Origin of the sequence: Mycobacterium sp. NAZ190054, assembly GCF_001545925.1 — a bacterium.
In the GTDB taxonomy this organism is placed as follows: domain Bacteria; phylum Actinomycetota; class Actinomycetes; order Mycobacteriales; family Mycobacteriaceae; genus Mycobacterium.
Genome location: NZ_LMVQ01000235.1, coordinates 1 through 25085, shown reverse-complemented (window position 1 = coordinate 25085; position 25085 = coordinate 1). Strand labels below are relative to the sequence as shown.

Here is a 25085-nt window from a genome sequence, read left to right as displayed (position 1 = left end):
GAATCAGTCGACGGTCCAGGTGTCCTTACCACGCAGCAGCGACTGCAGTGCGGCGGTGTCGTGTGGCCGGGACTCGCGCGCGGTGGCCAGCTGCTGGCGGGCGGCGTCGTCATAGGTCGGCTTGCTGACCTGCCGGAAGATCCCCATCACCATGTGGTCGAGGTTCTGCTCGGACAGCCGCGACAGCGCGAACGCGTACGCCGGGTCCTCGACCGTGGCGTCGTGGACGACGATCTCGTCAGCGGACACGTCGGCGGTCTTGGCGACCTCCAGTCCGTAGCCGGACTTGACGACGCAGTACTCGCCGTCGGCGCCGAACGTGATCGGCTGGCCATGGGTGACGTTGATCAGCCGCTCCTCGGCGCCTTCCTTACGCAGCGCGTCGAACGAGCCGTCGTTGAAGATCGGGCAATCCTGCATGATCTCCACCAGCGCCGCACCGCGGTGCTGCGCGGCGCCGCGAAGAACCTCGGACAGGCCCTTGCGGTCGGAGTCCAGCGCGCGGCCCACGAACGTCGCCTCGGCGCCCAGCGCGAGCGAGACCGGGTTGAACGGGTAGTCCAGCGAGCCCATCGGCGTCGACTTGGTGACCTTGCCGGTCTCCGACGTCGGTGAGTACTGGCCCTTGGTCAGGCCGTAGATCCGGTTGTTGAACAGCAGGATCGTGATGTTGACGTTGCGGCGCAGCGCGTGGATCAGGTGGTTGCCGCCGATCGACAGCGCGTCACCGTCACCGGTGACGACCCAGACCGACAGGTCCTGGCGCGCCAGCGCAAGTCCGGTCGCGATGGTCGGCGCGCGACCGTGGATCGAGTGGAACCCGTAGGTCTCCAGGTAGTACGGGAACCGGCTGGAGCAGCCGATGCCGCTGACGAACGCGATGTTCTCGCGACGCAGACCCAGCTCGGGCAGGAAGTTGCGGATCGTGTTGAGGATGACGTAGTCACCGCAGCCGGGGCACCACCGGACCTCCTGGTCGCTGGTGAAATCCTTCGCCTTCTGCGGTTGGTCGGTCGTCGGGACCAGGCTGGTCTTCGTCAGAGGCGTCAAGCCGAGGTCGCTGCCGATCACCTGTGCCGATGCGCGATCCGCTTCGCTTCTCGCTGTTGTCATGCGTTCGCTCCCACACCAGTCGCGTCGGTCGCCGGGGCCTCGATGGTGGCCGCGGCCAGCCGCGCGAACTTGGCTTTCTCGATTTCCTTGTCGCCGAGCGTCCCCTCGAGCGCGGCGTCGATGATGCCCTCCACCTCGTCGGCGAGGAACGCCATCCCTTCCACTTTGGTCACCGACTGTACGTCGACGAGGTACTTTCCACGCAGCAGCAGCGCGAGCTGACCGAGGTTCATCTCCGGCACGACCACCTTGGCGTACCTGTTCAGTACCTCGCCCAGGTTGGCCGGGAACGGGTTGAGGTGCCGCAGCTGCGCGTGCGCGACCTTGATCCCGTTGCGACGCGCACGCCGGCAGGCCTCACCGATCGGGCCGTAGCTGCTGCCCCATCCGAGCATCAGCAGCTCGGCATCACCGGTGGGATCGTCGACCTCGAGGTCGGGCACGGCGATCCCGGCAATCTTCTCGTTACGCAGCCGGACCATCAGGTCGTGGTTCTTGGGCTCGTACGAGATGTTGCCCGAGCCGTTGGCCGACTCGAGACCGCCGATCCGGTGCGCGAGACCCGGGGTGCCGGGCACCGCGAACTGGCGGGCCAGCGTCTCGGGATCGCGGGCGTAGGGCTGGAACGGCTCACCCTCTTTGGCGAAGGTGTGCTCGATGCGCTCGTAGGAGGACACGTCGGGGATCCGCCACGGCTCCGAGCCGTTCGCGATCGCGCCGTCGGACAGGATCATCACCGGGGTGTGGTAGTTGATCGCGATCCGGGCCGCCTCCACCGCGATGTCGAAGCAGTCCGACGGCGAGCGCGGGGCCAGCAGCGCGACCGGTGACTCGCCGTTGCGGCCGAACATCGCCTGCAACAGGTCGGCCTGCTCGGTCTTGGTGGGCAGGCCGGTCGACGGGCCGCCGCGCTGCACGTCGATCACGATCAGCGGCAGCTCGGTCATCACGGCCAGGCCGATCGCCTCGGACTTCAGCGAGATGCCGGGTCCGGAGGTGCTGGTGATGCCGAGGGCGCCACCGTACGACGCGCCGATGGCGGCGCCGATGCCGGCGATCTCGTCCTCGGCCTGGAAGGTGAGCACGTTGAAGTTCTTGTGCTTGGACAGCTCGTGAAGGATGTCCGACGCCGGGGTGATCGGGTACGTGCCGAGCACGATCTGCAGGTCGGCCAGGTGGCCGGCGGCGATCAGACCGTACGCCAGCGCGGTGTTGCCCGAGATCTGCCGGTACTCGCCCGTCTTCAGCTTCGCCGGTGACACCTCGTAGGTGGTGCCGAAGGCCTCGGTGGTCTCGCCGTAGTTCCAGCCGGCCTTGAGCGCCAGCACATTGGCCTCGGCGACATCGGGTTTGCGGGCGAACTTCTCCCGGATGAACGCCTCGCTGTGCTCGAGTTCGCGGCCGTACATCCAGGACAGCAGCCCGAGGGCGAACATGTTCTTGGCGCGCTGGCCGTCCTTCTTGCTCGCGCCGATGGATTCCACGGCCCCGAGGGTCAGCGTGGTCATCGGGACCGCCTGCACGACGTAATCCGACAGCTCGTCGTTCTCCAGCGGGTTGGCGTCATAGCCGACCTTGGCGAGGTTGCGCTTGGTGAACTCGTCGGAGTTCGCGATGATCAGGCCGCCGCGGGGTAGATCGGAGACATTGGCCTTGAGCGCGGCGGGGTTCATCGCCACCAACACATCGGGGCGGTCACCCGCGGTGAGAATGTCGTAGTCGGCAATCTGGATCTGGAACGACGACACGCCCGGCAGGGTGCCCTGGGGGGCGCGGATCTCGGCCGGGTAGTTGGGCTGGGTGGCCAGGTCGTTGCCGAACAGCGCCGCTTCGGAGGTGAACCGGTCGCCGGTGAGCTGCATACCGTCACCGGAGTCGCCGGCGAACCGGATGACGACCTTCTCGAGTTTCTGTCGAGGCGCCCCTGTCACGTGGCCGGCCACGTTGCCGTTCTCTCCCACTCGCCTGCCCTCCGTAGTTCTGCCCGGGTACTGTCGCGCCCGCATCTGGCGAATTCCCACCGAGTCGCAGTCGACGCGACGCGCCGTCGATGGGAGGTCACCAAAGTTGGTGTCACTATGAGTACCGATTATTGCACTTCTCTTAGGGGGTGCTATACCGGGCGCCGAGGTCGCGTCGCGCGGCGGTTCGGCCGAATGCACTGATCAGCGCCCCGGCTACGGTCACGGTGAGACAGAATTGTGGTGTTCGTCACGTTCGCGAGACACGCCGCGCCCCGGTTCTTTTCTTAGAAATAGCTACCAATCAGTAGCTGGCAGCTAGCACTGCAGGTCGACGCCCCCGCCCATCGGATCGTGCCGACCGGCGCCCCGCGCGCCTCGTCGACGGCAAATCGTGGCGGGCGCACGCGTCGCGAGTCGAACACACCGGTTGCGACGTCCGCGCGGGTTAATGTGACGTAACGCACCAATTGCCCGTGCACACGTTTGCACACGTGGTGTTACGTTGGCGGCGGCAGTGACGGCAGCGGGAGGATGTGCATGCAGGCCGAACGGGTGACGCTGAAGGTGGTCGCCGAGGCCGCCGGGGTGCATCCGTCGACGGTGTCCCGCGCGCTGAAACGCACCGGCGGCAACAGCGCCGACGACGCCACCAGCGTCCGGATCCGGGAGATCGCCAAAAGCCTCGGGTACGTTCCGAATGCGAATGCGGCGAGTCTGAAAACGCAGCGCTCCACCGCATTCGGGGTGATCGTCCCCCGCCTGACCGACGTCGTCCTGTCCGCCACCTACGACGCGATCGAGCATGCGGCCAATTTCGCCGGATTCGACACCTTCGTCGCCAACTCCCACGACGACCCCGCCGAACAGCTGCGCCGGATCGAGCTGCTCCTGGGCCGCAGCGTCGACGGCCTCATCATCGGCGACGCCCGGCTCGACAACGACAACATGGCCGGCCTCGACCGGCGAGGCGTCAAGTTCGTCTTGGTGAACCGGCGTAAGCCCGGCCAGCTTTCGGTCACCTGCGACGACTACCGCGGCGGTTGGCTCGTCGGCGAGCATCTCGCCGACCTCGGACATGAGCGGGTGGGGATCATCACCGGTCCGCGCTGGGCGAGCACCGCAGTCGACCGTCTTTCCGGATGTGTCGATGCGCTGGAGAGCCGAGGCATCCTCGTCCCGCCCGAAATGTGCCTTCACCAGGGATTCGACGCCGCCGACGGAGCCGCAGGCGCGCGCGCTCTGCTCACCGGCGAGCACCGTCCGACGGCGATCTTCGCCGCCAACGACGCCAGCGCCATCGGTGTCATCGGCGCGCTGCGCGACTTCGGCATGCGGGTGCGTGAGGACGTAGCGGTCGTCGGATACAACGACATCGACCTCTGCGCGTCTCTGGCCGTACCGCTGACCACGGTTCGCAGCCCGTTCCGGGAGATGGGGACGGTCGCGACACAGACGCTGCTGTCCTTGGTGGAAGGCCGACCGGTGTCGTCGACGATGTTGCAACCTGTGCTGGTCGTCCGCGGATCGACGAGCACGGTCGCGTCGGCCGAGAGCCGCTGATCTGAAATCGATTGCGTGAATTTCCGGGTAACTCGCGTCCCGAGGCTCACCCATTGACCAGGAGCTGATCCCACCGCTCCGCCGTTCTCCGGTGCGCACCATCCCGGCGCGCGTGACGCCTCGGCATCGGCGTTTTCACATCTGTCCTAATACCCTTGTGCCAGAACGCAGTTGACCTCATGTAACGAATACGTGGCCCCCGGTTACCTATGTGCTACATCCTCGTCCAGCTGTTGACGGGCCTGCCGCGGGGTGGCAATCTCACTCGGCAAGAGTTCTGCAAACGATTGCACACGATCAAAGGAATCCGACAATCTTGCATCACGTGAGGCCGCATCCGGTGAAACTCGGGGCGGTTCAGATTCATGCCGTGGCCGGCCGCCGGGACCTCAACCTGGACCGGGCCGAGCGAGCCGTACGGGAACTCGCTGCGCAGGGAGCCCGGCTGGTGGTGCTGCCCGAGTTCTTCAGCTACGGCTACGCCTTCGATCATGAGTTTGCGGAGACCGACACGGGGGTGACGGTGCGAGCTCTGGCCCGGCTCGCACAGGCCTCGGGCGCCACGCTCGTAACCGCACTGCACATCCGCGACGATATGGGCTTATACCGCGATCGCGCGCTGGTCATCGGGCCCGACGGGCCGCTCGCGGCAGCAGACAAATCCTATTTGTGGGGCCAGGAGGTCGGTTCGCTGGCTCCGGGTGACCGGAAGGGTGCCGTCGCCGAGACGCCCGCGGGCGTGGTCGGTGTGGCGGTCTGCTACGAAGCCGGTTTTCCCGAGATGGTCCGTGATCTCGCCGTACGCGGCGCACAGATCATCGCCGTGCCGGCCGCGTTCGGACGGCCCAGGCTGCACGCGTGGGAGCTGATGACCCGGTCGCGCGCCCTGGAAAACGGTTGCATCCTGGTCGCGGCGGGATTGACCGGCGACAACGGCCGCGGAAACGAGTTCGCCGGCCACAGCCGCATCGTCGGGCCCCGGGGCGAAGTGCTCGCGGGGATGGGTCACGAAGAGGGCACCGTGCTGTGCGAGGTGGACCTTGCGGACATCGAGCAGGCCCGCACCGAGATCCCCTATCTGCGCTCACTGGCGCTGCGCAGCACACACCACGGAACGGCGGCCCTTCCCGGCCGCCCCGCCGGCCACGCCGAAGCACACGAGACGACGAGGAGTTGAGGAACACCCGCATGATCGACTTCGAAGGTGTCGACCTGATCGAGCCATTCCGCAGGGAACTCGAGCTCTGCAGGGTGAGGGCAGGCGAGCACGTCGTGATCCTCTCCGAACCGAGCAGCCGCGCCGACTACGTCGCCGCGTCCTTCGCGGCCGCCAAATCCCTGGGCGCGCATGTGATCTCCGCGGTTGTCCCGGGTGGTTCCGCGGCCCCGACCCCGTCCACGCACACCGGCGCGGGACCGGGTCTGGTGTCGGTACTGGAGGACACGGTCGCCCAGGATCTGTTGAAGAACGCCGACCTGGTCGTGGACCTCACCCGCGAGGGCTTCATCCACGCGCCCGCCCAACAATCGATCCTCGACTGCGGCACTCGCATCATCTTCATCTGCGACGCCCCCGAAGTCCTCATCCGTAACCTGCCGGCCGCGTCCGACAAGACCAGGGCACTCGCGGCGGCCGACGCGGCCCGGGCGGCCGCCACGATGGTGGTGACCTCGGCGGCCGGCACCGACCTGACCGTGGACATGACCGACTGCCATCCCGGTTTCCAGACCGGTTTCGCCGATGATCCCGGCCGCTGGGATCACTGGCCGTCGACGATGATGCTGTGCTGGCCGCAGGTCAGCGAAGGCACCATCGTGCTCTCCCCCGGCGACATCCTGCTGCCGTTCAAGGAATACGTGCGGTCCCCCGTCCATCTCACCGTGGTCGCCGGCCACATCGAGAAGGTCTCCGGCGGTGGTGACGCCGCCATGCTCGAGCAGTACTTCATCGACTCGAACGACAAGTGGGCCCGCTACCTGAGCCACATGGGATGGGGGCTGATGAAGTCCGCCGACTGGTTCGCGACCGCCATGTATTCCAAACACGAGATCATGGGCATGGACGCCCGCGCCTACGCCGGCAACTTCCTCTGGTCGACCGGCCCGCACCCCTTCCTGGGCCGCGACTCCTACGCCCACCTCGACATCGCGATGCGGGGCTGCACGATCGCACTCGACGGTCGCGCTGTGGTCGTCGACGGCGACCTGGTCGACGACGACATCGCCCGGGGTGCCGAATGAGCGCCGCGGCGAGCAGGCCCATCCGAGTGCTGGTCGTCGGCGCGGGAATCGGTGGGTTGAGCGCCGCCTGCACGCTGCGCGATCAGGGCCTCGATGTCACGGTGCTGGAGCAGGCGCCCGAACTCGGCGAGGTCGGAACCGGTCTGCAGATCGGGCCCAACGCATCGCGGATCATCCTGCGACTCGGGCTTGCCGAGCAGATCAACCCCTACGTGCTCGTCACGCAGGAATCCGTCCGGCGCCGCTGGGAAGACGGCAGCCTGCTCGCCCGTACCGAGCTCGGCGACTCGGCGATCGCCGATTTCGGCGCGCCCTACTGGCATCTGCACCGGGCCGACCTGCACACCGTGCTACACCGGGCGGCCACCGACCCGGACCGGCCCGGCCGGCCCGCAGCGGTACATACGGACTCCCGGGTCGTCGAGGTCGACGACTCGGACCCCGCGCGGCCCGCCGTGATCACCGCTGACGGGCGGCGGTACGACGCAGACGTGCTGATCGGTGCCGACGGCATCAAATCGGTGCTGCGCAGTGCCGTCGACGCGCCCACCGAGATCCTCCGTAGCGGCGACATGGCGTACCGAACCCTGATCCGCGGCGACCGCGTCGCCGCCGACCCTCGGACGGCCTGGCTGCTCGACCGGCCCGCCGCCAACTTCTGGCTCGGACACGACCATCACATCGTCGTCTACCCGATCCGTGGCTTCACCGCGGTCAACGTGGTCGCGATCGTTCCGGCAAGGCCCGAGGTCGACGCCGCCGGCCGGACCGAAGAGCCGGCCGAGGCGCTGCGCGACGCCTACGCGGGCTGGGACGAGACGGTCGGCGCTCTGCTGGCCCAGTCCGAGGACACGGTGATCGGCTGGGCGCTGCACTACCAGGATCCGCACACCAACTGGGTGAAGGGCCCGGTCGCCCTCCTCGGCGACGCCTGCCATGCCATGCTGCCCTACTTCTCGCAGGGCGCCTCGCAGGCGATCGAGGATGCCGCCGTGCTCGCCGAGGAGCTCGGCGCCATCGACCGCGACGGCATACCGGCAGCCCTGCTGCGCTATCAGGACCGCCGCGCCGAGCACGCAGGTGTGGTCCAGAAGGGGGCGCTGGGCAACCGCGCGCTGTTCCACCTTCCCGACGGCCCCGAGCAGCGGGCCAGGGACGCACGGTTCAAGGCCAAGCACGCCGAATCCGATGTGACCTTCGACTGGATCTACCGCGGCACCCCGTTGGCCGGCGACCTCGAACCAACCCCCGATCACCTCGTGAAAGGCCGTCCATGACAGCACAACTCGACACCTCATTGTCCGGCGGCACCGTGAACCAGGCGGCTCGGGTCGACATCCAGCACGTCAGCCTGGCGTTCGAGACGAAGCGCTCGGGGCGTGTCCAGGCGCTCGAGGACTTCAGCCTGGCCATCGAGCCGGGAACCTTCTGCTGCATCGTCGGGCCGAGCGGTTGCGGCAAGTCGACGTTGCTGCGGATCATCGACGGACTGCAGAAGCCCGATGCCGGTCGGGTGCTGATCAACGACAAGGTCGTCGAAAAGCCCACGCTGGATATCGGGTTCGTGTTCCAGCGGTACAACCTGCTGCCGTGGCGTTCGGTGCTGGCCAACGTCGAGTTCGGCCTGGAGAACCTCGGCGTGCCCAAGGACAAGCGCGGCCAGACCGCCCGGCACTGGATGAAGATCGTGGGCCTGGAAGGCTTCGAGCAGCACTATCCCGCCCAGCTGTCGGGAGGCATGCAGCAGCGGGTGGGACTGATCCGAGCCCTGGCGATCGACCCGAAGATTCTGTTGATGGACGAGCCGTTCGGCGCTGTCGACGACCTGACCCGGATGAAGCTGCAGGAAGAGCTGCTCAACCTCTGGGAGCGCGACAACAAGACCGTCGTCTTCGTCACCCACGACATCGAGGAGGCGCTCTATCTGGCCGACCGCGTCATCGTGATGAGTTCGCGCCCCGGACGCATCAGCGAGGTGTTCGACGTCGACCTGCCGCGGCCGCGCAAACCGGAGATCCGCGCGTTACCCGAGTTCGCCCAGCTCAAGGGTGAAGTACTCAAGTGCCTGCACATGACAGGGGCGATCGGACAGGACAGCGCATGACCGCAACCGAGGTCGCCGAAGCGCCGCCGCCGCCCGGCGTCGACGGGCCGCCGGGCACGCGCCAACGCAAACCGATGTCGAAGCGGCGCCGCCACTTCTGGCTTCGAGTGGTGGCGTACGGCGCGATCCTGATCGCCTGGCAGGTGACGGCCATGATCAAGGGGCCGTTCTTCCTGCCGACGATTCCGGAAGTGTTCGCGGCCATGCCCGAGCTCTTCGCACAGGGCTACATCGCCACGTTGGGCATCAGCATCCAGCAGCTGGTCATCGGCTTCGCGTTGTCGCTGGCGATCGCGATCCCGCTCGGCGCGTTGATGGGGGCGTCGAAGACCGTCGACGCCGCGCTGACACCGTTCGTGAACGCGTTGTACGTCACCAGCAAGGAATCCCTGCTGCCGCTGCTGATCATCATCTTCGGCGCCCAACTGGGTTACCTCGTCGCCGTCGTGGTGTTCTTCGCGGTGTTCTTCCCGATCATGAACACCGCCGCGGGCGTGCGCTACGTCGAAGGCTCCCTGTCGGAGATGGCGAATGCCTTCTGCACCAACAGATGGCGGATGTACACACGCATCTATCTGCCCGCCGCGGCGCCGTTCGTGGTGGCCGGCGTCCGGTTGGGGCTCGGTATGGCGATCAAAGGCATGGTCATCGCCGAACTGTGGATCTCCATCGGCACCGGACACCTGCTGCGCCAGTTCGGCGCACTGCGTGAACTGGATCTGTACTTCGCGCTCGCGATCCTGGTGATCGCGATCGCCCTGTTCGCCGACAAGATGCTGCACCTCGTCGAAACCCGCCTCATGCACGGCACGACCAAGGCGGGAGGGCTGTGATGAACCTCGACACCAAGATCGGGCGGATGGCGATCTCGTGCGGTGCGGTCGCCGCTGCCCTGATCGTCTGGCAGATCGCCGGCACCTACGGTGGCCTGTTCTGGCTGCTCCCCCCGTCGGAGATCTTGGCGGCCACCTGGCACGAGACGGTCAACGGGGCGCTGCCCCGGGCGGCCGGACAGACCCTGCTGATCGCCTTCGTCGGCGTCGTGATCGGTTCTGTCCTCGGCGTTTTCGTCGGCGCGATGATGGGCCATTACGACGCCTGGAACGCCGTGCTCGACCCGCTGGTCAAGATCGGCTTCGCCGCCCCGCTGGTGATGCTGGTGCCCGTCATCTCCATCTACTTCGGTATGGGCACCGGCGCCAAGATCGCGTTCACCGTCCTGTTCTGCATCTTCATCGTCATCATCAACACCGCCGCCGGCCTGCGTGAGGTGCCCGATGAGGTGCTGGAGATGGCCCGCGCCTTCGAAGTGACGCCGCGGGCGATGATGGTCCGGATCCTGATCCCCTGGTCGGGTCCCTACATCCTGACCGGCATGCGGATGTCGGTCGGACGAAGCATCCAGGGAGCGCTGATCGCCGACCTGTTCCTGCGGGCAGAAGGCATGGGCCTGTACATGATCAAGGCCGGCAGCGGTTTCGAACTGGACAACCTCTATGCCGCGGTCCTGGTACTGACCGTGCTGGGCGCAGGAGTGATGTCACTCGCCAAGGCCGGGGAGGTTCGGTTGCTGGCGTGGAGAGCCGCATGACCAGTACAGGCGAACGACGAAGTCCGCCGCGAACCTCGAAATTCCGTCACTACCACCATGTTAGGAAGACCATGACCGTTTCATCGATGCCCTTGCCTCACCCGAGGCGGTGGGCGGTCGCCGCCGGTGCGGTGGCTCTGGCCGGCGCGCTCGTCGGCTGTTCGGGCAGCGAGCCGCAGGGCCAGTCCGACGACAGCGGCAAGCTGCGTTCGGTCCAGGTGGCGTGGAGCACCTCCGGCGACGCCTACGTTCCGCAGTCCCAGGGACCCTGGCGGTTCGGCGAGATGTTCGGCCTCGAACAGAGTCAGGACGACATCACCGAGCTATCCTCGCACGCCACCGCGGTGCAGCTACTGCTGTCCGACCGCGCCGAAGTGGTCACCGGCTCCTTCACCGCGTTCGTGAAGACCATCCAGGAAGGCCACGACCTCAGGCTGTTCTGCCCGATCCAGGGGGTGCTCACCGACGAGGTCGTCGGCACCGGTGACGTCACCACCATCGAACAGGTGACCGATCCGAATGTGTCGGTGGCAGTGGACAGCCCGGGCGGGCTGGTCGACCACGTCTTCAACCACGTCTTCGCCGCCAAGGGGCTCGACATCGTCGTCGCCGACCTCCCCAACGTCCAGATCCTGGAAGACGGCGGTCTTCGCCTCGCCGCGCTGGCCTCCGGCGAAGCGCAGGTCGCCATCCTCGATCCCTTCGAGCTGGCCCAGCTCAAACAACAGCGCGACGACGTGAACACGCTCAGCGTCGTGGCCGAAGACATGGACTCCGTCGGGTTCGTCTACGCAGCCACCACGGAATGGCTGGACAACAACCAGGACCGCGCCGCCGCGTTCTGCGCCTCGGTGCTCGAGGCCAACCAGCAGGCGATCGACGACATCGCCGTGTACACCGAATGGTCGAACGAGGCGATGGACCCGGACCCCAGCGCCGAGACACTGGAGGTGAACTGGTCGCGCGCAAAGGAATTCGGTGTGTGGCCGGTCGACATCGAGACCCTGTCCAAGCCGACGGTGGAGAACGATCTCGCGATCGCGGTGCGCGCCGGCCAGCTGGATCAATCGGCTCTGGATCTCAAGTACGAGGACATCGTCGACATCCGGCCCGCCGAGAAGGCGATGGAGCTGTTGAACACCCAGCCATGACGTGGTCATGGTGGCCGGCTGCCCCGCCGGCCACCATGCCCCTTGACCGAGGAGAGGACACCGTGGCCAACGGCCCAAAAGATTTGAGACAGTTCATCGCCGCGCTCGACGCGGACGACGACGGAGACCTGGTGCGGATCACCAAGCCGGTGAGTCCCCAGAACTTCGACTGCACAGCGATCCTGGAGAAGCTCGATCGGCGCGGCCTGCGCCCGATGGCGTTGTTCGAGTCGACTGAGGACGTCGAGGGGCGTCCCTGCACGATCCCCGTCGCGATGAACGTCTTCGCGACCCGGGAACGCTGCGCGAAGGCGCTCGGATTCGACCCCGGCGCGGCGCAGATGCCGCTGTCGATGTTCTTCGCCGAGCGCAGCCGGGGTGGGATCGATCCGCTGGTGATCGATCAGGCCGACGCCCCGGTCCGAGAGGTCGTGCTGACCGGCGACGACATCGACACCAGCAAGTTGCCGATCGTCTCGCACTCCGACGGCGACTACGGGCCGTGCCTGACCATGACACTGGCGGTGCGCGACCCCGATTCCGGCGCCTACAACGTCGCGTTCATCAAGGCGTTCTACGATTTCGAGTCGAAGTCCCGGCTGCGCATCACCATCCACTCCACCGACTCGCTGCGCGCGCTGAAGATCTACGAGGACCGCAACGAGCCGATGCCCATCGTCGCGATCCTGGGCCATCACCCCGCGTTCTACCTCGGCAGCATGGGGTTGACGCCGTACCGCAACGACGACTACCGCACCATCGGAGCGTTCCTCGACGAACCGTTGCGGGTGGTGCCGTCACAGACATGGGGTGAGGACTTCATGATCCCGGCCGACGCCGAGATCGTGATCGAAGGCCTTGTGCCCCCAGGGGTCCGGATGATCTGTGACCCGTTCGGGGACATCACCCGCCAGTACCAGGCGCAGACGCTGCGCCCGGTCATGGACATCACCGCGATCACGCACCGCGCCGCACCGATCCTGCAGGACGTGTTCGCGGGTCACCGCGACCACATGACCGTGGGGCAGATCCCGAAGGAGGGGTCGCTGTTCAACACGCTCACCGACCGGTTCGGCCCGATCATCAAGGCCGTCCACATGCCGTACTCCGGGTGCGGGCGGCTGGCGTGTTACGTCTCGATCGACAAGTCCTCCGAGGGGCAGGCCAAGGCGGTTGCGCTGGCCGCGCTGCAGGAGTCATGGACGTTCCAGTACGTCGTCGTCGTGGATGCGAACATCGACGTCTTCAACGAGGACGACGTGCTCTGGGCCGCGATGGTCTACACCGATCCCGATCGCGACATCGACATGATCAAGAACATCCCCACCGTGTTCACCACCGCGATGGGATACCGGAAGGTGATCATCGACGCGACACGGCCACTGGACCGCGCCATGCCCGAGCAGAACCGGGTGCCCGGCGAAGCGCTGGACCGCATCCGGCTCGAAGACTATGTGGAGGGAATCTGATGGAGCGGATCTTCTGGGTCAACTGCCCGACGTGTGACTGCCGGTACTCGGTGGACGGCTCACTGCGGCACCGCACCGATGTGCAACTCGAATGCCCCTCATGCCGAGGAAAATTCGTGGTCACGGCGGCCGCAGCCATCTCGGAATGACCGCCGCGAGTTCCGAGGCCGAGGTGCTCGACATGATCCCGATCGCCGCGGCGGTCATCACGTCGGGCACCGCGGCCGAACCGGCCGGCTTCACCGGAAGCGTCTGGGGCGAGCCCCGCAACCCTGGATGGCTGGCCGTGCCGGTGTCGGCGGAATCGTCGACGCTGCCGATCGCAGAGGCGACCGGACGCGTCGGGGTGAACGTCCTCGGTGCGCACGGCCGGCCGTTGGTCGCCGCCTTCACCAAACGGGTCGAGAGGTCGGCACAACGGTTCTGCGGCGTCGAATGGACGTTCCGCGACGGCGTTCCGGTGCTGAACGACGGAATCGCCTGGTTCGCCTGCGCGCTCGATGCGGTGGTGCCGTTCGGCACCTACCGGATGATGATGTGCCGGATCGAGCACAGCGAGATTCGTTCCCGCCACTCACCTCTGGTCTGGGTGAACGGACGCGGCGTCCCTGCGGGAGAACCGACGACGGAGGCACTTCGATGAGCACACCGAGAAGGATCGTCGTCGGAGTGACCGGCGCCAGCGGCGCCCTCTACGGCCTGCGCACACTGGAACTCCTGCGCGAGGTCGAAAATGTCGAAACGCATCTCGTGGTGTCCAAGGGAGCTCGCGCGACGATCAGGTCGGAGCTGTCCATCACCTCCACCGAGCTGGCCGCGCAAGCCGATGTGTGCCACAGCGATTCCAATCTGGGCGCCAGCATCGCGAGCGGGTCCTTCCACGCCGACGGAATGCTCATCGCTCCGTGCAGCGTCAAGACGATGTCCGGGATCGCCAACAGCTACGCCGACAACCTGATCGTGCGGGCCGCGGACGTGATGCTCAAGGAGCGCCGACGGCTGGTCCTGCTGCTCCGCGAGACACCGCTGCACCTCGGTCATCTGCGTCTGATGACACAGGTCACCGAGGCCGGCGGAATCGTCATGCCGCCGGTGCCTGCGTTGTACGCGCACCCGCGGAGTATCCAGGACTTGGTCGATTTCACCGTCGTGCGGGCTCTCGACCTGATCGGAGTGCACGGACCGGCGATCACGCGGTGGTCCGGCATCGAGAATGATGAGCCGGTGATGTTGACCAGGGAGGGCAAGAGGGCATGACACTACCGTCCCTGCACGGGCACCACTTCGTGCCCGACCGGATGGAACCGGACGCCGCCTACAAGCTGATCTCGGCGTGTGTGCAGCCCCGTCCCATCGCGTGGGTGTCGACGATCTCCCCGGGCGGGGTGCGCAACCTGGCTCCGTTCAGCTTCTTCACCGTCGCCTCCCGCGCCCCGGTGTCGGTGATGTTCTCGATCGGTGAGCGTCTCGGTACCGTCGGCGGCATCAAGGACACACTCGCCAACATCCGGGCCACCCGTGAACTCGTGGTGAACATCCCGGCCGCCGAGCAGGCCGACTCCGTCGCGGAATCCTCGGCGACCGTCGATCCCGACGTCGACGAGTTCGATCTGGCCGGCATCCCGACGGTGGCGTCGACACTGGTGCGGCCCGACTCGGTGGACGGTGCGTTGTTCAGCCTCGAATGCGTGCTCACTCAAGAGTTTCCGGTCGGCACCGACGTTGTCGTCATCGCCCGGGTGGTCGCGGTGACGTCCCGCCGGCCGCTCCTGGATGAGGCCATGCACACCGACGAGACCGGATTCCTGGGCCGCCTGGCAGGCCCGTACTTCACCACCGAGATGAACCGCGTCCCGCAGCGTCAGCCCGGCAGCCGACGGTGAACCTCGAAGGTCTCAACGCCGCGCCCGAGGATCTGGTGCTCGGCCTGGTCCAGCAGCAGATACCGCGGGTGCGCACCAGAGACGACGTCATCGCGGCCGCCGAACGCACGGCTTCGGCTCTGCGGGAGGCGAAAGCGTCCATGCCGTCGCTGGACCTTCTGGTCTTCCCGGAGTACGGGTTGCACGGGCTGCGCAAGGATGCATGGTCGGACGACGCGCTGATGTGCCGGATCGACGGACCGGAGGTCGACCTGCTGCGGACGTCGTGCGCCGACACCCGCACCTGGGCGCTGTTCAGTGTGATGGAGAGCAACGGCCACGGGGCTCCGTACAACACCGCGCTCATCGTCGACGCCGACGGCGACATCGCGCTGAAGATCCGCAAACTGCATCCGTGGACCCCGAAGGAGCCGTGGGAGCCCGGTGATCTCGGTGTGCCCGTATGCGAGGGGCCCAAGGGATCGGTGCTCGGGGTGTTGATCTGCCACGACGGCATGTTCCCGGAGATGGCCCGCGAAGCGTGCTACCGCGGCGCCAACGTGCTGTTGCGTCCGGCCGGCTACAAGTTCGGCCTCCGGCAGTCATGGCGTATCACCAACGAGGCCAACGCGTTCTGCAACCTCGCCTTCACCGCCTCGGTGTGCCTCGCGGGGGATGACGGCAACGGCTTCGCCTCCATGGGGGAAGCCATGGTGTGCGATGTCGACGGAACCATCCTGGTGCGCGGCGACGCCACCGCCGATCGCATCGTCACCGCGGCCGTCGATCCGGCGCGCTCGGACCGGGCCCGCCGCGAGTGGGGCGTCGAGAACAACATCTACCAGCTGGGCCACCGCGGGTTCACCGCCGTGGCCGGCGGCGCGACCGACTCGCCGTACACCTACGTCCGGGATCTCGCCGCGGGCCGCTACCGGTTGCCGTGGGAGGACGAGGTTCAGGTCACCGACGGCACCGGTGAAGGCTACGGACCGCCCCGCCCGGCGGGCAGCACCGTGGACACGGCCCGGGCGGGACTGAGGTCGGCGGCACCGCCGCCGACGTCGTCACGCGGGTAGGTTGTACGGCGTCACGATCTGGATCGGTGCCGGTCGCATCGGTTCCACCGGCAACGCCCCCCGCTCCTGCAGGATCAGCCGCAGCGCCAGCCGGGCGTCGGCCCTCAGGTCGTTGTGCAGCACGGCCGAGATCCGGCCGTCGCGCAGCAGCCGCCGGTTGTCGGCATCGAGGTCGTGGGCGATGAAGACCCTGCAGGCCCGCCCCAGCCGCTCGAAGGCCGACACCGTCGCCACGTTCCCGCCGCCCACCGAGTAGACCGCGTGTACGCCGGGGTTGGCTTCCAGCGCCTCGAGCACCAGGGCCTCGTTGGTGGCGTCGATGCCGTCGCTGTCGCTGACCTCGACGATCGCCCGCCCCGAAGCACGCAGCGCCGCCCGGAACCCGACCTCCCGCTCCCCCTCGCCCCGGAACACGTTGCGGCTCAACGTGATCAGCACATCCGATGGAGTCTCCCCGAGCCACTGCTGCACCAGATAGGCGGCGGTGACGCCGGCGCCGTGGTTGTCGATGCCCACGTAGCCGCACCGCGAGCTCGACGGCACGTCGGTGGCGTAGGTCACCACCGGCACACCGGAGCCGACGAGACGGTCGACGGCTTCGCCCACCGCGGGGTCGTCCTGGGCCTTGAGCACCACGCCGTGACTGCCGCGGATCTTGTCCAGCGCCTCGACCATCTGCGCGGTGGACCCCGACTCCCACAGATGGAACCGCGCGCGCAGCATCGCGGGAGCGAAGGCCGGCAGTTCGGCCTCGACGGCGGCGCGGAACGCGTCGGAGAAGCGCTGTGGGGTCTGCATTACCACGTCGATCAGGTAGCGCCGCCCGTTCAGCCGCAGCTGCGCCCGCTGCTTGTCCAGGTCGGCGATCGCCTGTTGCACCTCGGCGACGGTGGTCTCACGGACCCCCGGCCGGTTGTGCAGCACACGGTCGACGGTCGCCTCGCTCAGCCCCGACTGCTGGGCGATCTCCCGGACTTTGTAGCGGTGTGGCACGGGCGCGTCCTTTCCGCGAGGCGCGAGTCGATGAGGTGTTTTTGATGGGTTTCTGCCGTTGATTGCGGTTCGGATCACAGCAAGACTAGGCGGCATGGCAGCACCTCTCAACACCGCGTCCAGTCCGTGGCTCGGTGCGTCCGACTTCGACCTCGACGAGTTCCGTCGCCAGGTCGAACGTGACACCGATCCCGCCGACTACCCCCACGCCGGCGACGTGCGCGACAACGTGCTCGTGTACTCGGCGCCGGCGATGGCGCGGGCCGACCGGCGGGCGCTGCAGGCGGAGTTGATCCACGCGCTGGCCGACGGCCCCGGTGTCGTGGTGTTCACCGAGGCCTTCGACGCCGAGGTCGTGGAGCGGGCCAACGACGCGTTCTTCGCCCTCATCGAGGCGCAGCGCGCGGCCGGACAGGCCGCGGGCGACCATTTCGGCAAGCCCGGCGCCAACGACCGGATCTGGAACGCCGCACAAAAGCTCGCGCTGCACGATCCGCACGCGTTCGCCGACTACTACGCCAACGACGCGCTCGCGATCGTGTGCCAGGCGTGGCTGGGCCCGCGTTACCAGGTCACCTCGCAGGTCAACGTCGTCAATCCGGGCGGTAAGGCGCAGGTGCCCCACCGCGACTATCACCTCGGCTTCGTCCCGGAGGAACACCTGGCCGCCTACCCCGCGCACATCCACCGCACGTCGCCGACGCTGACGTTGCAGGGCGCGGTGGCGCACTGCGACATGCCCACCGAGAGCGGCCCCACCATGCTGCTGCCCCATTCGCAGCGGTTCACCGGCGGCTACATCGCGTTCAACCGGCCGGATTTCGTCGACTACTTCACCGCCCACCACGTGCAGTTGCCGCTGCGCACCGGCGATGCGGTGTTCTTCAATCCGGCCCTGTATCACGGTGCGGGAACGAACTTCTCGACCGACATCCGGCGCATCGCCAACCTGCTGCAGATCAGCTCGCCGTTCGGCCGGGCGATGGAGGCGATGGACCGCACCGCGATGGTGCGCGCGGTCTATCCGGCGCTGAAGGCCATGCAGGCGGCGGGGCGGCCGCACCGTGACGTGGAGAACGCCGTGGTGGCCACCGCCGAGGGTTACGCGTTCCCGACCAACCTGGACAGCGACCAGCCGATCGGCAGCCTGGCGCCGCCGAGCCAGGTCGACACCGTGCTCGACGCCCTGGCCCGGGGCCTCACCGAGGAAGAACTCGACATCGCGCTTCGCGCGCAGAACGAACGGAGAATCCCATGACCACCCTCGGACTCATCGGCCTCGGCCGCATCGGTGCGTTTCACGCCGAGACGCTGACCAACCTGCCGGAGGTGTCCGGGCTCGTGATCACCGACGCGCGGCCGGATGTGGTCAGCGAGGTGGCCGCGAAATACGGTGCGACGCCGGCGGACTCGGTGGAGAAGCTGTTGGCCTCCGGAGTCGACGGCGTGGTCGTGGCGGCGGCCACCCCGGCGCACGCCGAGCTCACCCTCGCCGCGGTCGAGCGCGGCCTGCCGACGTTCTGCGAGAAGCCGATCGCCGCGACCGCCGCCGAGAGCGCCCGCGTGGCCGAGGTCATCACCCGCTCGGGAGTGCCGGTCCAGGTGGGGTACCAGCGTCGTTTCGACGCCGCCTTCGCGGCGGTCAAGCAAGCCGTCGACAGTGGTTCACTGGGTGCGCTGCACACCGTCCGCAGCACCACGATGGATCCCGCTCCCCCGGCCATGGACTACATCAAGGGGTCCGGTGGCATCTTCCGGGACTGCGCGGTGCACGACTTCGACGTGATCCGTTGGGTCACCGGCCAGAACGTCGTGGACGTGTACGCCACGGGCAGCGTGCAGGGCGATCCACTGTTCACCGAGTACGGCGACGTCGACACCGCGGCTGTCGTGGTGCGCTTCGACGGTGGTGCGCTGGGCGTGGTCTCCGCGGCCCGATACAACGGACGCGGCTACGATTGCCGGCTCGAGGTGCACGGCTTCGACGACACCGTCGTCGCCGGCTGGGACCAGGGCGCCCCGGTGCGCAACGCGGACCCCGACTTCTCCTCTCCCGGCGACTTCCCCGCCGGACCGCCGCACCACTTCTTCATGGACCGGTTCACCGAGGCGTTCCGCAGCGAGCTCGGCGCGTTCGTCGAACTCGTCGAGGGAGGCCCGATCCAGGGTGCCACCGTCTCCGACGCCGTGGAGGTCGCCTGGATCGCCGAGGCCGCCACCGAATCCCTGCGCCGGGGCGTCCCGGTGACGATCGAGGAGGTAAAGCAGTGAAGATCGCGGGTGCGCCGATCTCCTGGGGGGTGTGCGAGGTTCCCGGATGGGGTTACCAGCTCGGTTTCGACCGTGTGCTGAGCGAGATGCGGCAGGCCGGCCTGGCCGCGACAGAGCTGGGGCCGGAAGGGTTCCTGCCCACCGACCCCACCGAACTGGTGCGGTTGCTCGACGGTTACGGGCTCGCGTGCGTGGGTGGATTCGTGCCGGTGGTGCTCTACCGGGACGACCACGATCCGGCCGACGACCTCGCCGGACCCCTGGCGTCGCTGGCCGCCGCGGGCGCCGGCGTCGTGGTGCTGGCGGCGGCGACCGGCCTGGACGGTTACGACGAGCGTCCCGATCTTGATGAGAAGCAGTGGGGCACGCTGCTTTCCAATCTGGACCGGTTGGCCGACATCGTCGCCGCCCGCGGCCTGACCGCGGTACTGCATCCGCACGTGGGCACCATGGTGGAGACGCGGGCCGAGGTGGACCGCGTGCTCTCGGGGTCACGCATTCCGCTCTGCCTGGACACCGGTCACCTGCTCATCGGCGGGACCGATCCGCTGGCGTTGGCCCGTGAGGTGCCCGAGCGGATCAGGCACGCCCACCTCAAGGACGTCGACGCCGGCCTGGCGGCCAAGGTGCAGTCCGGTGAGATGACGTACACGAAGGCCGTGGCCGCGGGCATGTACGTACCGCTGGGTGCCGGCGACGTCGACATCGCGGGCATCGTGAAAGCGTTGGAGGACAGCGGTTTCGACGGCTGGTACGTGATGGAGCAGGACAACATCCTCGACCGCGAACCGGACGGAGCGGGTCCGCTGGCCGATGTGCTGGCCAGCGTCGCGTTCCTGCAGGGTGCGGCCGCCGGCGTCTCGTCGTGACGCTGCGGATCGGGATCCTGGGCGCATCCCGCATCGCCGCGTCGGCGATCGTCGAACCGGCCGCCGAGCTGGGCCACCGACTGGTCGCCGTCGCGGCGCGGGATCCGTTGCGTGCCCAGGTGTTCGCCGACAAGTACGGCGTCGAGCGGGTGCTGCCCTCGTATCAGGACGTGGTGACCGACCCCGAGGTCGACGTCATCTACAACCCGCTGGCCAACGCGTTGCACGCGCCGTGGAACCTGGCCGCGGTCGCGACCGGGAAACCGGTGCTGACGGAGAAGCCGTTCGCCCGCGACCGGGAGGAGGCGGCCCGCGTCGCGGCCGCGTCCGCCGCCGCCGGGGTCACGGTCATGGAGGGATTCCACTACCTGTTCCACCCGGTCACGAAGCGGGCGGTGTCCCTGGCCACCGACGGCACCCTCGGCGAGCTGACCCGCATCGAGGTCCGGATGGGCATGCCCGAACCGCCACCCGATGATCCACGCTGGTCGCTGGAGCTCGCCGGTGGCGCGCTGATGGACCTCGGCTGCTACGGACTGCACTTCATGCGCCGGTTCGGCAAGCCGTCGGTGGTCACGGCGACGGCCGTGCAACGCACCCCCGGCGTCGACGAGCGGTTCGACGCGGAGCTGGTGTTCCCGTCCGGCGTGACGGGTTTGACGGCGAACTCGATGGTCGACGACGAATACTCGTTCACCCTGCGGCTGATCGGCACGCGCGGCGAGGCTTTCGTGCACGACTTCATCAAGCCGCACGGTGACGACAGGCTCACGCTGCGCACCGAGAACGGCACCACCGTCGAGCGTCACGGCACGCGCACGTCGTACACCTATCAGCTCGAGGCGTTCGCCGACCACGTCCGCCAGGGCACACCGCTTCCGCTCGACACCGCCGACGCGGTGGCGAACATGGCGCTCATCGACGAGGCGTACCGCGCCGCGGGTATGCAACCCCGCTGACGAAGGTCGTGAGCCGATCACCCATGCGCCGCTGATCCCGGCGGCGGCACGCGTTCTGTTCCCGCGGTGGCGGGCCCGCAGCGGACTGCGCGGTCACCGATCGAGCAGGCAGCAGACACGGATGCCGACTTCGCCCCTCAGGCGTGATCTGCCTGTTCCGAGATCACCGTCCGCCGCTCGTGCCAGCGCAGACGCAACAGCAGAAGATTGCGGTGCGCCCGCCACCCCGCTGACAGCGGGTCACGCCAGACCGGTGCGTGCGTCCGGTTTTCGACATCGCCCATGCCGCCATTGTGCCGTGTGTTTGCGCAGTGGGCCCGCCGACGGCGGTACCGACATCATGTCGATCCGATGAACCGTTCGTGTCTGTGCCCCGGGTCGGCGCTGCCTCAGTTCTTGGCGGCCCGCAGTTCATGGGACAGCGCCTCGAGTTCGTCGCCGCCGGCCATCTCCTGGGTGAGATGTTCGAGCGTGATGTCGTTGTACGCGCAGTCCAGCTTCTGCCTACCACGGTTGAGCAGCACGAAGTGGTCGCCGACCAGGTGCGCGTGATGCGGATTGTGCGTGATGAACACGACGCCGAAGCCGGCCTCCTTGGCGGCGGTGATGTACCGCAGCACCACCCCGGACTGCTTGACGCCCAGCGCCGCCGTCGGCTCGTCGAGGATCAGCACCCGCGCCCCGAAGAACACCGCCCGCGCGATCGCCACGCACTGGCGCTGACCACCCGACAGCGACCCGATGGGGACGTCGACGTCGGGCAGGTCGATACCCATCTTCGACAGCTCGGTCAGCGTGGTCGCCCGCATCGCGTTGGCGTCCAGCGAGAACGGGAACGACTTCTTGCGCAGCTCCTGGCCGAGGAAGAAGTTGCGCCACACCGGCATCAGCGGCACGACGGCCAGGTTCTGGTACACCGTCGCGATGCCCTTGCCCAACGCCTCTGCCGGCGAGGAGAACTTGGTCGGTTCCCCGTCGACGAGCAACTCGCCCTCGGTCTGCTGGTGCAGTCCGGCGATGATCTTGATCAAGGTGGACTTGCCGGCGCCGTTGTCGCCGAGGATGCCGGTGACCTCACCGGCGTGCACCCGCAGGCAGATGTCTTTGAGCGCGGTGATGTTCCCGTAGGTCTTGCCGATGTTCTTCAACTCGACCAGGGGCACCCGGCCACCGGACTGTGCGTCGCTGCTTGGCTTTTCGACAGAGATGGTCATGGGATCACTTCTTTGCTGCATAGTTGCGGAAGGCGTTGTTGGCGATGACGGCGAACAGCAGCATCGCGCCGAGGAAGAACTTGAACCAGTCGGGGTCCCAGCCCGCGTACACGATGCCCTGGTTGGTCATGCCGAAGATGAACGCGCCGATGGCCGCGCCGATCGCGGTGCCGTATCCACCGGTCAGCAGGCAGCCGCCGATGACCGCGGCGATGATGTAGAAGAACTCGTTGCCGATGCCCTGACCGGACTGCACCGTGTTGAACGCGAACAGCAGGTGCATACCGACGAACCAGGCGCAGAAGCCGACGAACATGAACAGCCCGATCTTGACCTTCGTGACCGGAACACCCACCGCGCGAGCACTGTCCGCGTCACCGCCGACCGCGAAGATCCAGTTCCCGATCTTGGTCTTGAACAGCACCCACGTCGCGATCGCGGTGAACACCAGCCACCACACGACGGTGATCCGGATGCTGACCCCGAACAGCGTGAACGACGACGCGAACACCTTCTGCGCCGAGTCCCAGCCCTGCATGTCGCTGACGCTCTGGGTCGCGACCTGACCGGCGACCAGCTTGGTGACCGCCAGGTTGATGCCCGCGAGCATGAAGAACGTGCTCAGCGTGATCAGGAAGCTGGGGATCTTGGTCTTCATCACCAGGAAGCCGTTGAAGAATCCGACGGTCAGCGCCAGGACCAGCGCCAGGAGCGCACCCACCCACAGATTCAGGTGCAGGTTGTAGGAGAGCATCGAGGCCGCCAGCGAGCTGAACGTGACGGCCACACCGGCCGACAGGTCGAACTCACCGCCGATCATCAGCACCGCGACGCCACAGGCCATGATCCCGATCGTTGAGCTGGCGTACAGCACCGTGGCCAGCGACGACGCCTCCCGGAACGGGGTCGCCACCACCAGGAAGAACACGAAGATACCGATCGCGCCGATACCGGCACCCATTTCGGGCCGGATCAGCAGTCGCTGCAGCCGATTTCGTTCCTTGACGCGTTCGTCGCGGACCACCTTGTGGCCGGCGACGTCCAGCGCCTCCTGCGTGGTCATCGGGTGCCTCCCTTCGCGTACTCGGCGACGGCCTCGATGTTCGACTGATCGATGAACGCCGGGCCGGTCAGTGTCGGCTGACCGCCGCCGATGACGTTGCCGTTGCTCAGGTACAGCCACAGCGAGTCGACGGCGAGGTAGCCCTGCAGGTACGGCTGCTGGTCGACGGCCCACTGCACGTCACCGTTCTGGATGGCCCCGACGAGTGCGGCGTTGGTGTCGAAGGTGCCGATCTTGGCGGTGCTGCCCGCGTTCCGGGCCGACTGCACCGCGGTCAGCGCGAACGGGGCGCCCAGGGTGACGACGTAGTCGATGGCGGGGTCCTGCTGCAGCTTGGCGGTGATGGTGGATTCCACCGACGGCATGTCCTTGCCGTTGACGTTGAGGATCTCGGTGGCGGGGAACGTCTCCCTGACACCGGCGCAGCGCGCCTCCAGGTCGACGTGGCCCTGCTCCTGGATCACGCAGATGGCCTTGGTGGCGTTCTCGCTACGGAGCCGGTCGCCGACGCCCTGGCCGGCGATGCGACCGTCCTGACCGAAGTACTCCTTGACGCCCATGCCCTGCCAGGCGTCCATGCCCGCGTTGAACGCGACGACCGGAATGCCCCTGGCCTCAGCGGCTCTCACCGCGGCCTGCATGGCGTCCGGCTTGGCCAGCGTGACGGCGATGCCGTCGACGCCGCTGTCGATCGCCGACTGCACCAGGTTGGCCTGGTTGGGCGCCTCGGGGTCGTTGGAGTAGCGGAGCTCGACGTTGTCCTTCTTGGCCGCCGCTTCAGCGCCCTTGCGGACCAGGTCCCAGAACGAGTCGCCGGGCACCTCGTGAGTGATCATTGCGATCGTCATGCGGGGCGTGTCGACGGTGCCGCCGCCACCACCCTCGCCGGACTGCTCGGGGGCTCCGCCGGTGGAGGAGCACGACACGATCCCTAATGCCAGAACGCCCGCTCCCGCGAACGCGACGAGCCGCTTGAACGCCATTGTTTCTCCTTGTCATCGAGACTGCCGCGACGCCATCGTCAACCCGTTCCGGCTTGTGCCAGGCGACACGCCTCACAGCTGATGTAATACGCCTCACTCCAGAAAGTCAATACTTTGTCCTGACATTAGGACTGCATGTCATTTCCGTCTCGGCATCGGCGCAGTTCAGGACCTCGGAGGAGCGGTCGACCGGCGCACGACCAGAGCCGGTTGGCGCACGACGTCGGCGACCTTACCGTCGTCGACGAGGCCGTCCAGCCGGGCCACCAGGCGCTCCAAAGCGGCGGCCGCCAGCCCGGCGCTGTCCTGGCGGATCGTCGTGAGCTGGATGTGCGCCAGCCCGGCCAGCGGACTGTCGTCGAAGCCGAGGATCGAAACATCCTGCGGGACAGACACTCCCGACCTGATCAGCACATCCATCATCCCGAGCGCGCACCGGTCGTTGAACGCGAAGACCGCGTCGGGCAGCTCCCCCGACCCGATCATCGTGGTGGCCGCTGCCGCACCGTCCCGTTCGGTGAGCCCGCCGGCCGCGACGAGTTCGGCCACCCCGCCGCTGCTGGTACCGGTGCTGCGCGCCGGCCTCGGCATGGTCGCCCAGG

At 67.5% G+C, this 25085-nt stretch carries 25 protein-coding genes and 1 pseudogene; 18 read left to right on the top strand and 8 right to left on the bottom strand.

Annotated elements, in window-relative coordinates; all coding sequences use genetic code 11:
• Positions 1 to 3 precede the first annotated feature (3 nt).
• Both ASJ79_RS17040 and ASJ79_RS17035 read right to left on the bottom strand, forming a co-directional pair.
• Positions 4 to 1113 carry a 2-oxoacid:ferredoxin oxidoreductase subunit beta gene (locus ASJ79_RS17040; RefSeq protein WP_067957425.1) on the bottom strand — a complete coding sequence of 370 codons (1110 nt, stop codon included), beginning with the start codon at positions 1111 to 1113 and terminating at the stop codon, positions 4 to 6.
• Positions 1110 to 3074 carry a 2-oxoacid:acceptor oxidoreductase subunit alpha gene (locus tag ASJ79_RS17035; RefSeq protein WP_067957422.1) on the bottom strand — a complete coding sequence of 655 codons (1965 nt, stop codon included), beginning with the start codon at positions 3072 to 3074 and terminating at the stop codon, positions 1110 to 1112. Before ASJ79_RS17035 ends, ASJ79_RS17040 begins: the two co-directional genes overlap by 4 nt.
• A gap of 540 nt (positions 3075 to 3614) precedes the next feature.
• On the opposite strand from ASJ79_RS17035, the gene ASJ79_RS17030 reads away from it, so the two are divergent.
• The 13 genes from ASJ79_RS17030 (at position 3615) to ASJ79_RS16970 (ending at position 16131) form a co-directional block, all read left to right on the top strand.
• The gene (locus tag ASJ79_RS17030; protein WP_067957458.1) at positions 3615 to 4637 is read left to right on the top strand and encodes a LacI family DNA-binding transcriptional regulator; all 1023 of its coding nucleotides are present in this window, start codon (positions 3615 to 3617) and stop codon (positions 4635 to 4637) included.
• Between the two features lie 340 nt (positions 4638 to 4977).
• The gene (locus ASJ79_RS17025) at positions 4978 to 5814 is read left to right on the top strand and encodes a carbon-nitrogen hydrolase family protein (protein WP_067957419.1); all 837 of its coding nucleotides are present in this window, start codon (positions 4978 to 4980) and stop codon (positions 5812 to 5814) included.
• Positions 5815 to 5825: 11 nt separating this feature from the next.
• The gene (locus ASJ79_RS17020) at positions 5826 to 6878 is read left to right on the top strand and encodes a hypothetical protein (protein WP_067957417.1); all 1053 of its coding nucleotides are present in this window, start codon (positions 5826 to 5828) and stop codon (positions 6876 to 6878) included.
• Positions 6875 to 8155 (top strand): FAD-dependent monooxygenase, encoded by a 1281-nt coding sequence (locus ASJ79_RS17015; protein WP_067957413.1) that lies wholly within the window; start codon positions 6875 to 6877, stop codon positions 8153 to 8155. Before ASJ79_RS17020 ends, ASJ79_RS17015 begins: the two co-directional genes overlap by 4 nt.
• Entirely contained in the window at positions 8152 to 8982 is an 831-nt protein-coding gene (locus ASJ79_RS17010; RefSeq protein WP_067957408.1) for an ABC transporter ATP-binding protein, read from the top strand. Before ASJ79_RS17015 ends, ASJ79_RS17010 begins: the two co-directional genes overlap by 4 nt.
• Positions 8979 to 9815, top strand: a complete 837-nt coding sequence (locus tag ASJ79_RS17005) for an ABC transporter permease (protein ID WP_067957406.1) — start codon at positions 8979 to 8981, stop codon at positions 9813 to 9815. Before ASJ79_RS17010 ends, ASJ79_RS17005 begins: the two co-directional genes overlap by 4 nt.
• Positions 9815 to 10573: an ABC transporter permease gene (locus ASJ79_RS17000; RefSeq protein ID WP_067957403.1), complete on the top strand. Its 759-nt coding sequence runs from the start codon at positions 9815 to 9817 to the stop codon at positions 10571 to 10573. Before ASJ79_RS17005 ends, ASJ79_RS17000 begins: the two co-directional genes overlap by 1 nt.
• 86 nt (positions 10574 to 10659) lie before the next feature.
• On the top strand, positions 10660 to 11724 hold the full coding sequence (locus ASJ79_RS32360) for an ABC transporter substrate-binding protein (protein ID WP_197420254.1): 1065 nt from the start codon (positions 10660 to 10662) through the stop codon (positions 11722 to 11724).
• Positions 11725 to 11786: 62 nt separating this feature from the next.
• Positions 11787 to 13193: a UbiD family decarboxylase gene (locus ASJ79_RS16990; protein WP_197420253.1), complete on the top strand. Its 1407-nt coding sequence runs from the start codon at positions 11787 to 11789 to the stop codon at positions 13191 to 13193.
• Positions 13194 to 13338: 145 nt separating this feature from the next.
• Positions 13339 to 13836: a flavin reductase family protein gene (locus ASJ79_RS16985; protein ID WP_067957395.1), complete on the top strand. Its 498-nt coding sequence runs from the start codon at positions 13339 to 13341 to the stop codon at positions 13834 to 13836.
• The gene (locus ASJ79_RS16980) at positions 13833 to 14450 is read left to right on the top strand and encodes a UbiX family flavin prenyltransferase (protein ID WP_067957391.1); all 618 of its coding nucleotides are present in this window, start codon (positions 13833 to 13835) and stop codon (positions 14448 to 14450) included. The genes ASJ79_RS16985 and ASJ79_RS16980 overlap by 4 nt, the downstream gene beginning before the upstream one ends.
• Positions 14447 to 15076 carry a flavin reductase family protein gene (locus ASJ79_RS16975; protein WP_067957388.1) on the top strand — a complete coding sequence of 210 codons (630 nt, stop codon included), beginning with the start codon at positions 14447 to 14449 and terminating at the stop codon, positions 15074 to 15076. Before ASJ79_RS16980 ends, ASJ79_RS16975 begins: the two co-directional genes overlap by 4 nt.
• A complete protein-coding gene (locus ASJ79_RS16970; protein WP_067957385.1) occupies positions 15073 to 16131 on the top strand; it encodes a formamidase in 1059 nt (352 codons plus the stop codon). Before ASJ79_RS16975 ends, ASJ79_RS16970 begins: the two co-directional genes overlap by 4 nt.
• Here the strand turns inward: ASJ79_RS16970 and ASJ79_RS16965 are convergent.
• Positions 16120 to 17124 (bottom strand): LacI family DNA-binding transcriptional regulator, encoded by a 1005-nt coding sequence (locus ASJ79_RS16965; protein ID WP_067957382.1) that lies wholly within the window; start codon positions 17122 to 17124, stop codon positions 16120 to 16122. The two genes, ASJ79_RS16970 and ASJ79_RS16965, sit on opposite strands and share 12 nt — an antisense overlap.
• A 94-nt stretch (positions 17125 to 17218) precedes the next feature.
• Between ASJ79_RS16965 and ASJ79_RS16960 the strand changes: the two genes are divergently transcribed.
• The 4 genes from ASJ79_RS16960 to ASJ79_RS16945 are packed head-to-tail and all read left to right on the top strand — an operon-like array spanning position 17219 to position 21223.
• The gene (locus tag ASJ79_RS16960) at positions 17219 to 18382 is read left to right on the top strand and encodes a phytanoyl-CoA dioxygenase family protein (protein ID WP_067957378.1); all 1164 of its coding nucleotides are present in this window, start codon (positions 17219 to 17221) and stop codon (positions 18380 to 18382) included.
• On the top strand, positions 18379 to 19395 hold the full coding sequence (locus tag ASJ79_RS16955; protein WP_067957375.1) for a Gfo/Idh/MocA family oxidoreductase: 1017 nt from the start codon (positions 18379 to 18381) through the stop codon (positions 19393 to 19395). Before ASJ79_RS16960 ends, ASJ79_RS16955 begins: the two co-directional genes overlap by 4 nt.
• Positions 19392 to 20264: a sugar phosphate isomerase/epimerase gene (locus ASJ79_RS16950; RefSeq protein WP_067957372.1), complete on the top strand. Its 873-nt coding sequence runs from the start codon at positions 19392 to 19394 to the stop codon at positions 20262 to 20264. Before ASJ79_RS16955 ends, ASJ79_RS16950 begins: the two co-directional genes overlap by 4 nt.
• Positions 20261 to 21223 carry a Gfo/Idh/MocA family protein gene (locus ASJ79_RS16945; protein ID WP_067957369.1) on the top strand — a complete coding sequence of 321 codons (963 nt, stop codon included), beginning with the start codon at positions 20261 to 20263 and terminating at the stop codon, positions 21221 to 21223. The genes ASJ79_RS16950 and ASJ79_RS16945 overlap by 4 nt, the downstream gene beginning before the upstream one ends.
• Positions 21224 to 21360: 137 nt before the next feature.
• Here ASJ79_RS16945 and ASJ79_RS32355 read toward each other — a convergent pair whose 3' ends face one another.
• The 5 genes from ASJ79_RS32355 to ASJ79_RS16925 form a co-directional block, all read right to left on the bottom strand.
• Positions 21361 to 21507 carry a hypothetical protein gene (locus ASJ79_RS32355; RefSeq protein WP_156448492.1) on the bottom strand — a complete coding sequence of 49 codons (147 nt, stop codon included), beginning with the start codon at positions 21505 to 21507 and terminating at the stop codon, positions 21361 to 21363.
• A 105-nt stretch (positions 21508 to 21612) separates the two neighbouring features.
• Complete coding sequence (locus ASJ79_RS16940) at positions 21613 to 22437, bottom strand: ATP-binding cassette domain-containing protein (protein WP_067957366.1); 825 nt, start codon at positions 22435 to 22437, stop codon at positions 21613 to 21615.
• A gap of 4 nt (positions 22438 to 22441) precedes the next feature.
• Positions 22442 to 23500 carry an ABC transporter permease gene (locus ASJ79_RS16935; protein WP_067957363.1) on the bottom strand — a complete coding sequence of 353 codons (1059 nt, stop codon included), beginning with the start codon at positions 23498 to 23500 and terminating at the stop codon, positions 22442 to 22444.
• Positions 23497 to 24483, bottom strand: a complete 987-nt coding sequence (locus tag ASJ79_RS16930; protein WP_067957360.1) for a substrate-binding domain-containing protein — start codon at positions 24481 to 24483, stop codon at positions 23497 to 23499. The genes ASJ79_RS16935 and ASJ79_RS16930 overlap by 4 nt, the downstream gene beginning before the upstream one ends.
• A 165-nt stretch (positions 24484 to 24648) precedes the next feature.
• Positions 24649 to 24969, bottom strand: a complete 321-nt coding sequence (locus tag ASJ79_RS16925) for a substrate-binding domain-containing protein (protein WP_231750885.1) — start codon at positions 24967 to 24969, stop codon at positions 24649 to 24651.
• A gap of 13 nt (positions 24970 to 24982) precedes the next feature.
• On the opposite strand from ASJ79_RS16925, the pseudogene ASJ79_RS34025 reads away from it, so the two are divergent.
• Positions 24983 to 25085, top strand: a pseudogene (locus tag ASJ79_RS34025) (uracil phosphoribosyltransferase); the annotation flags it as partial.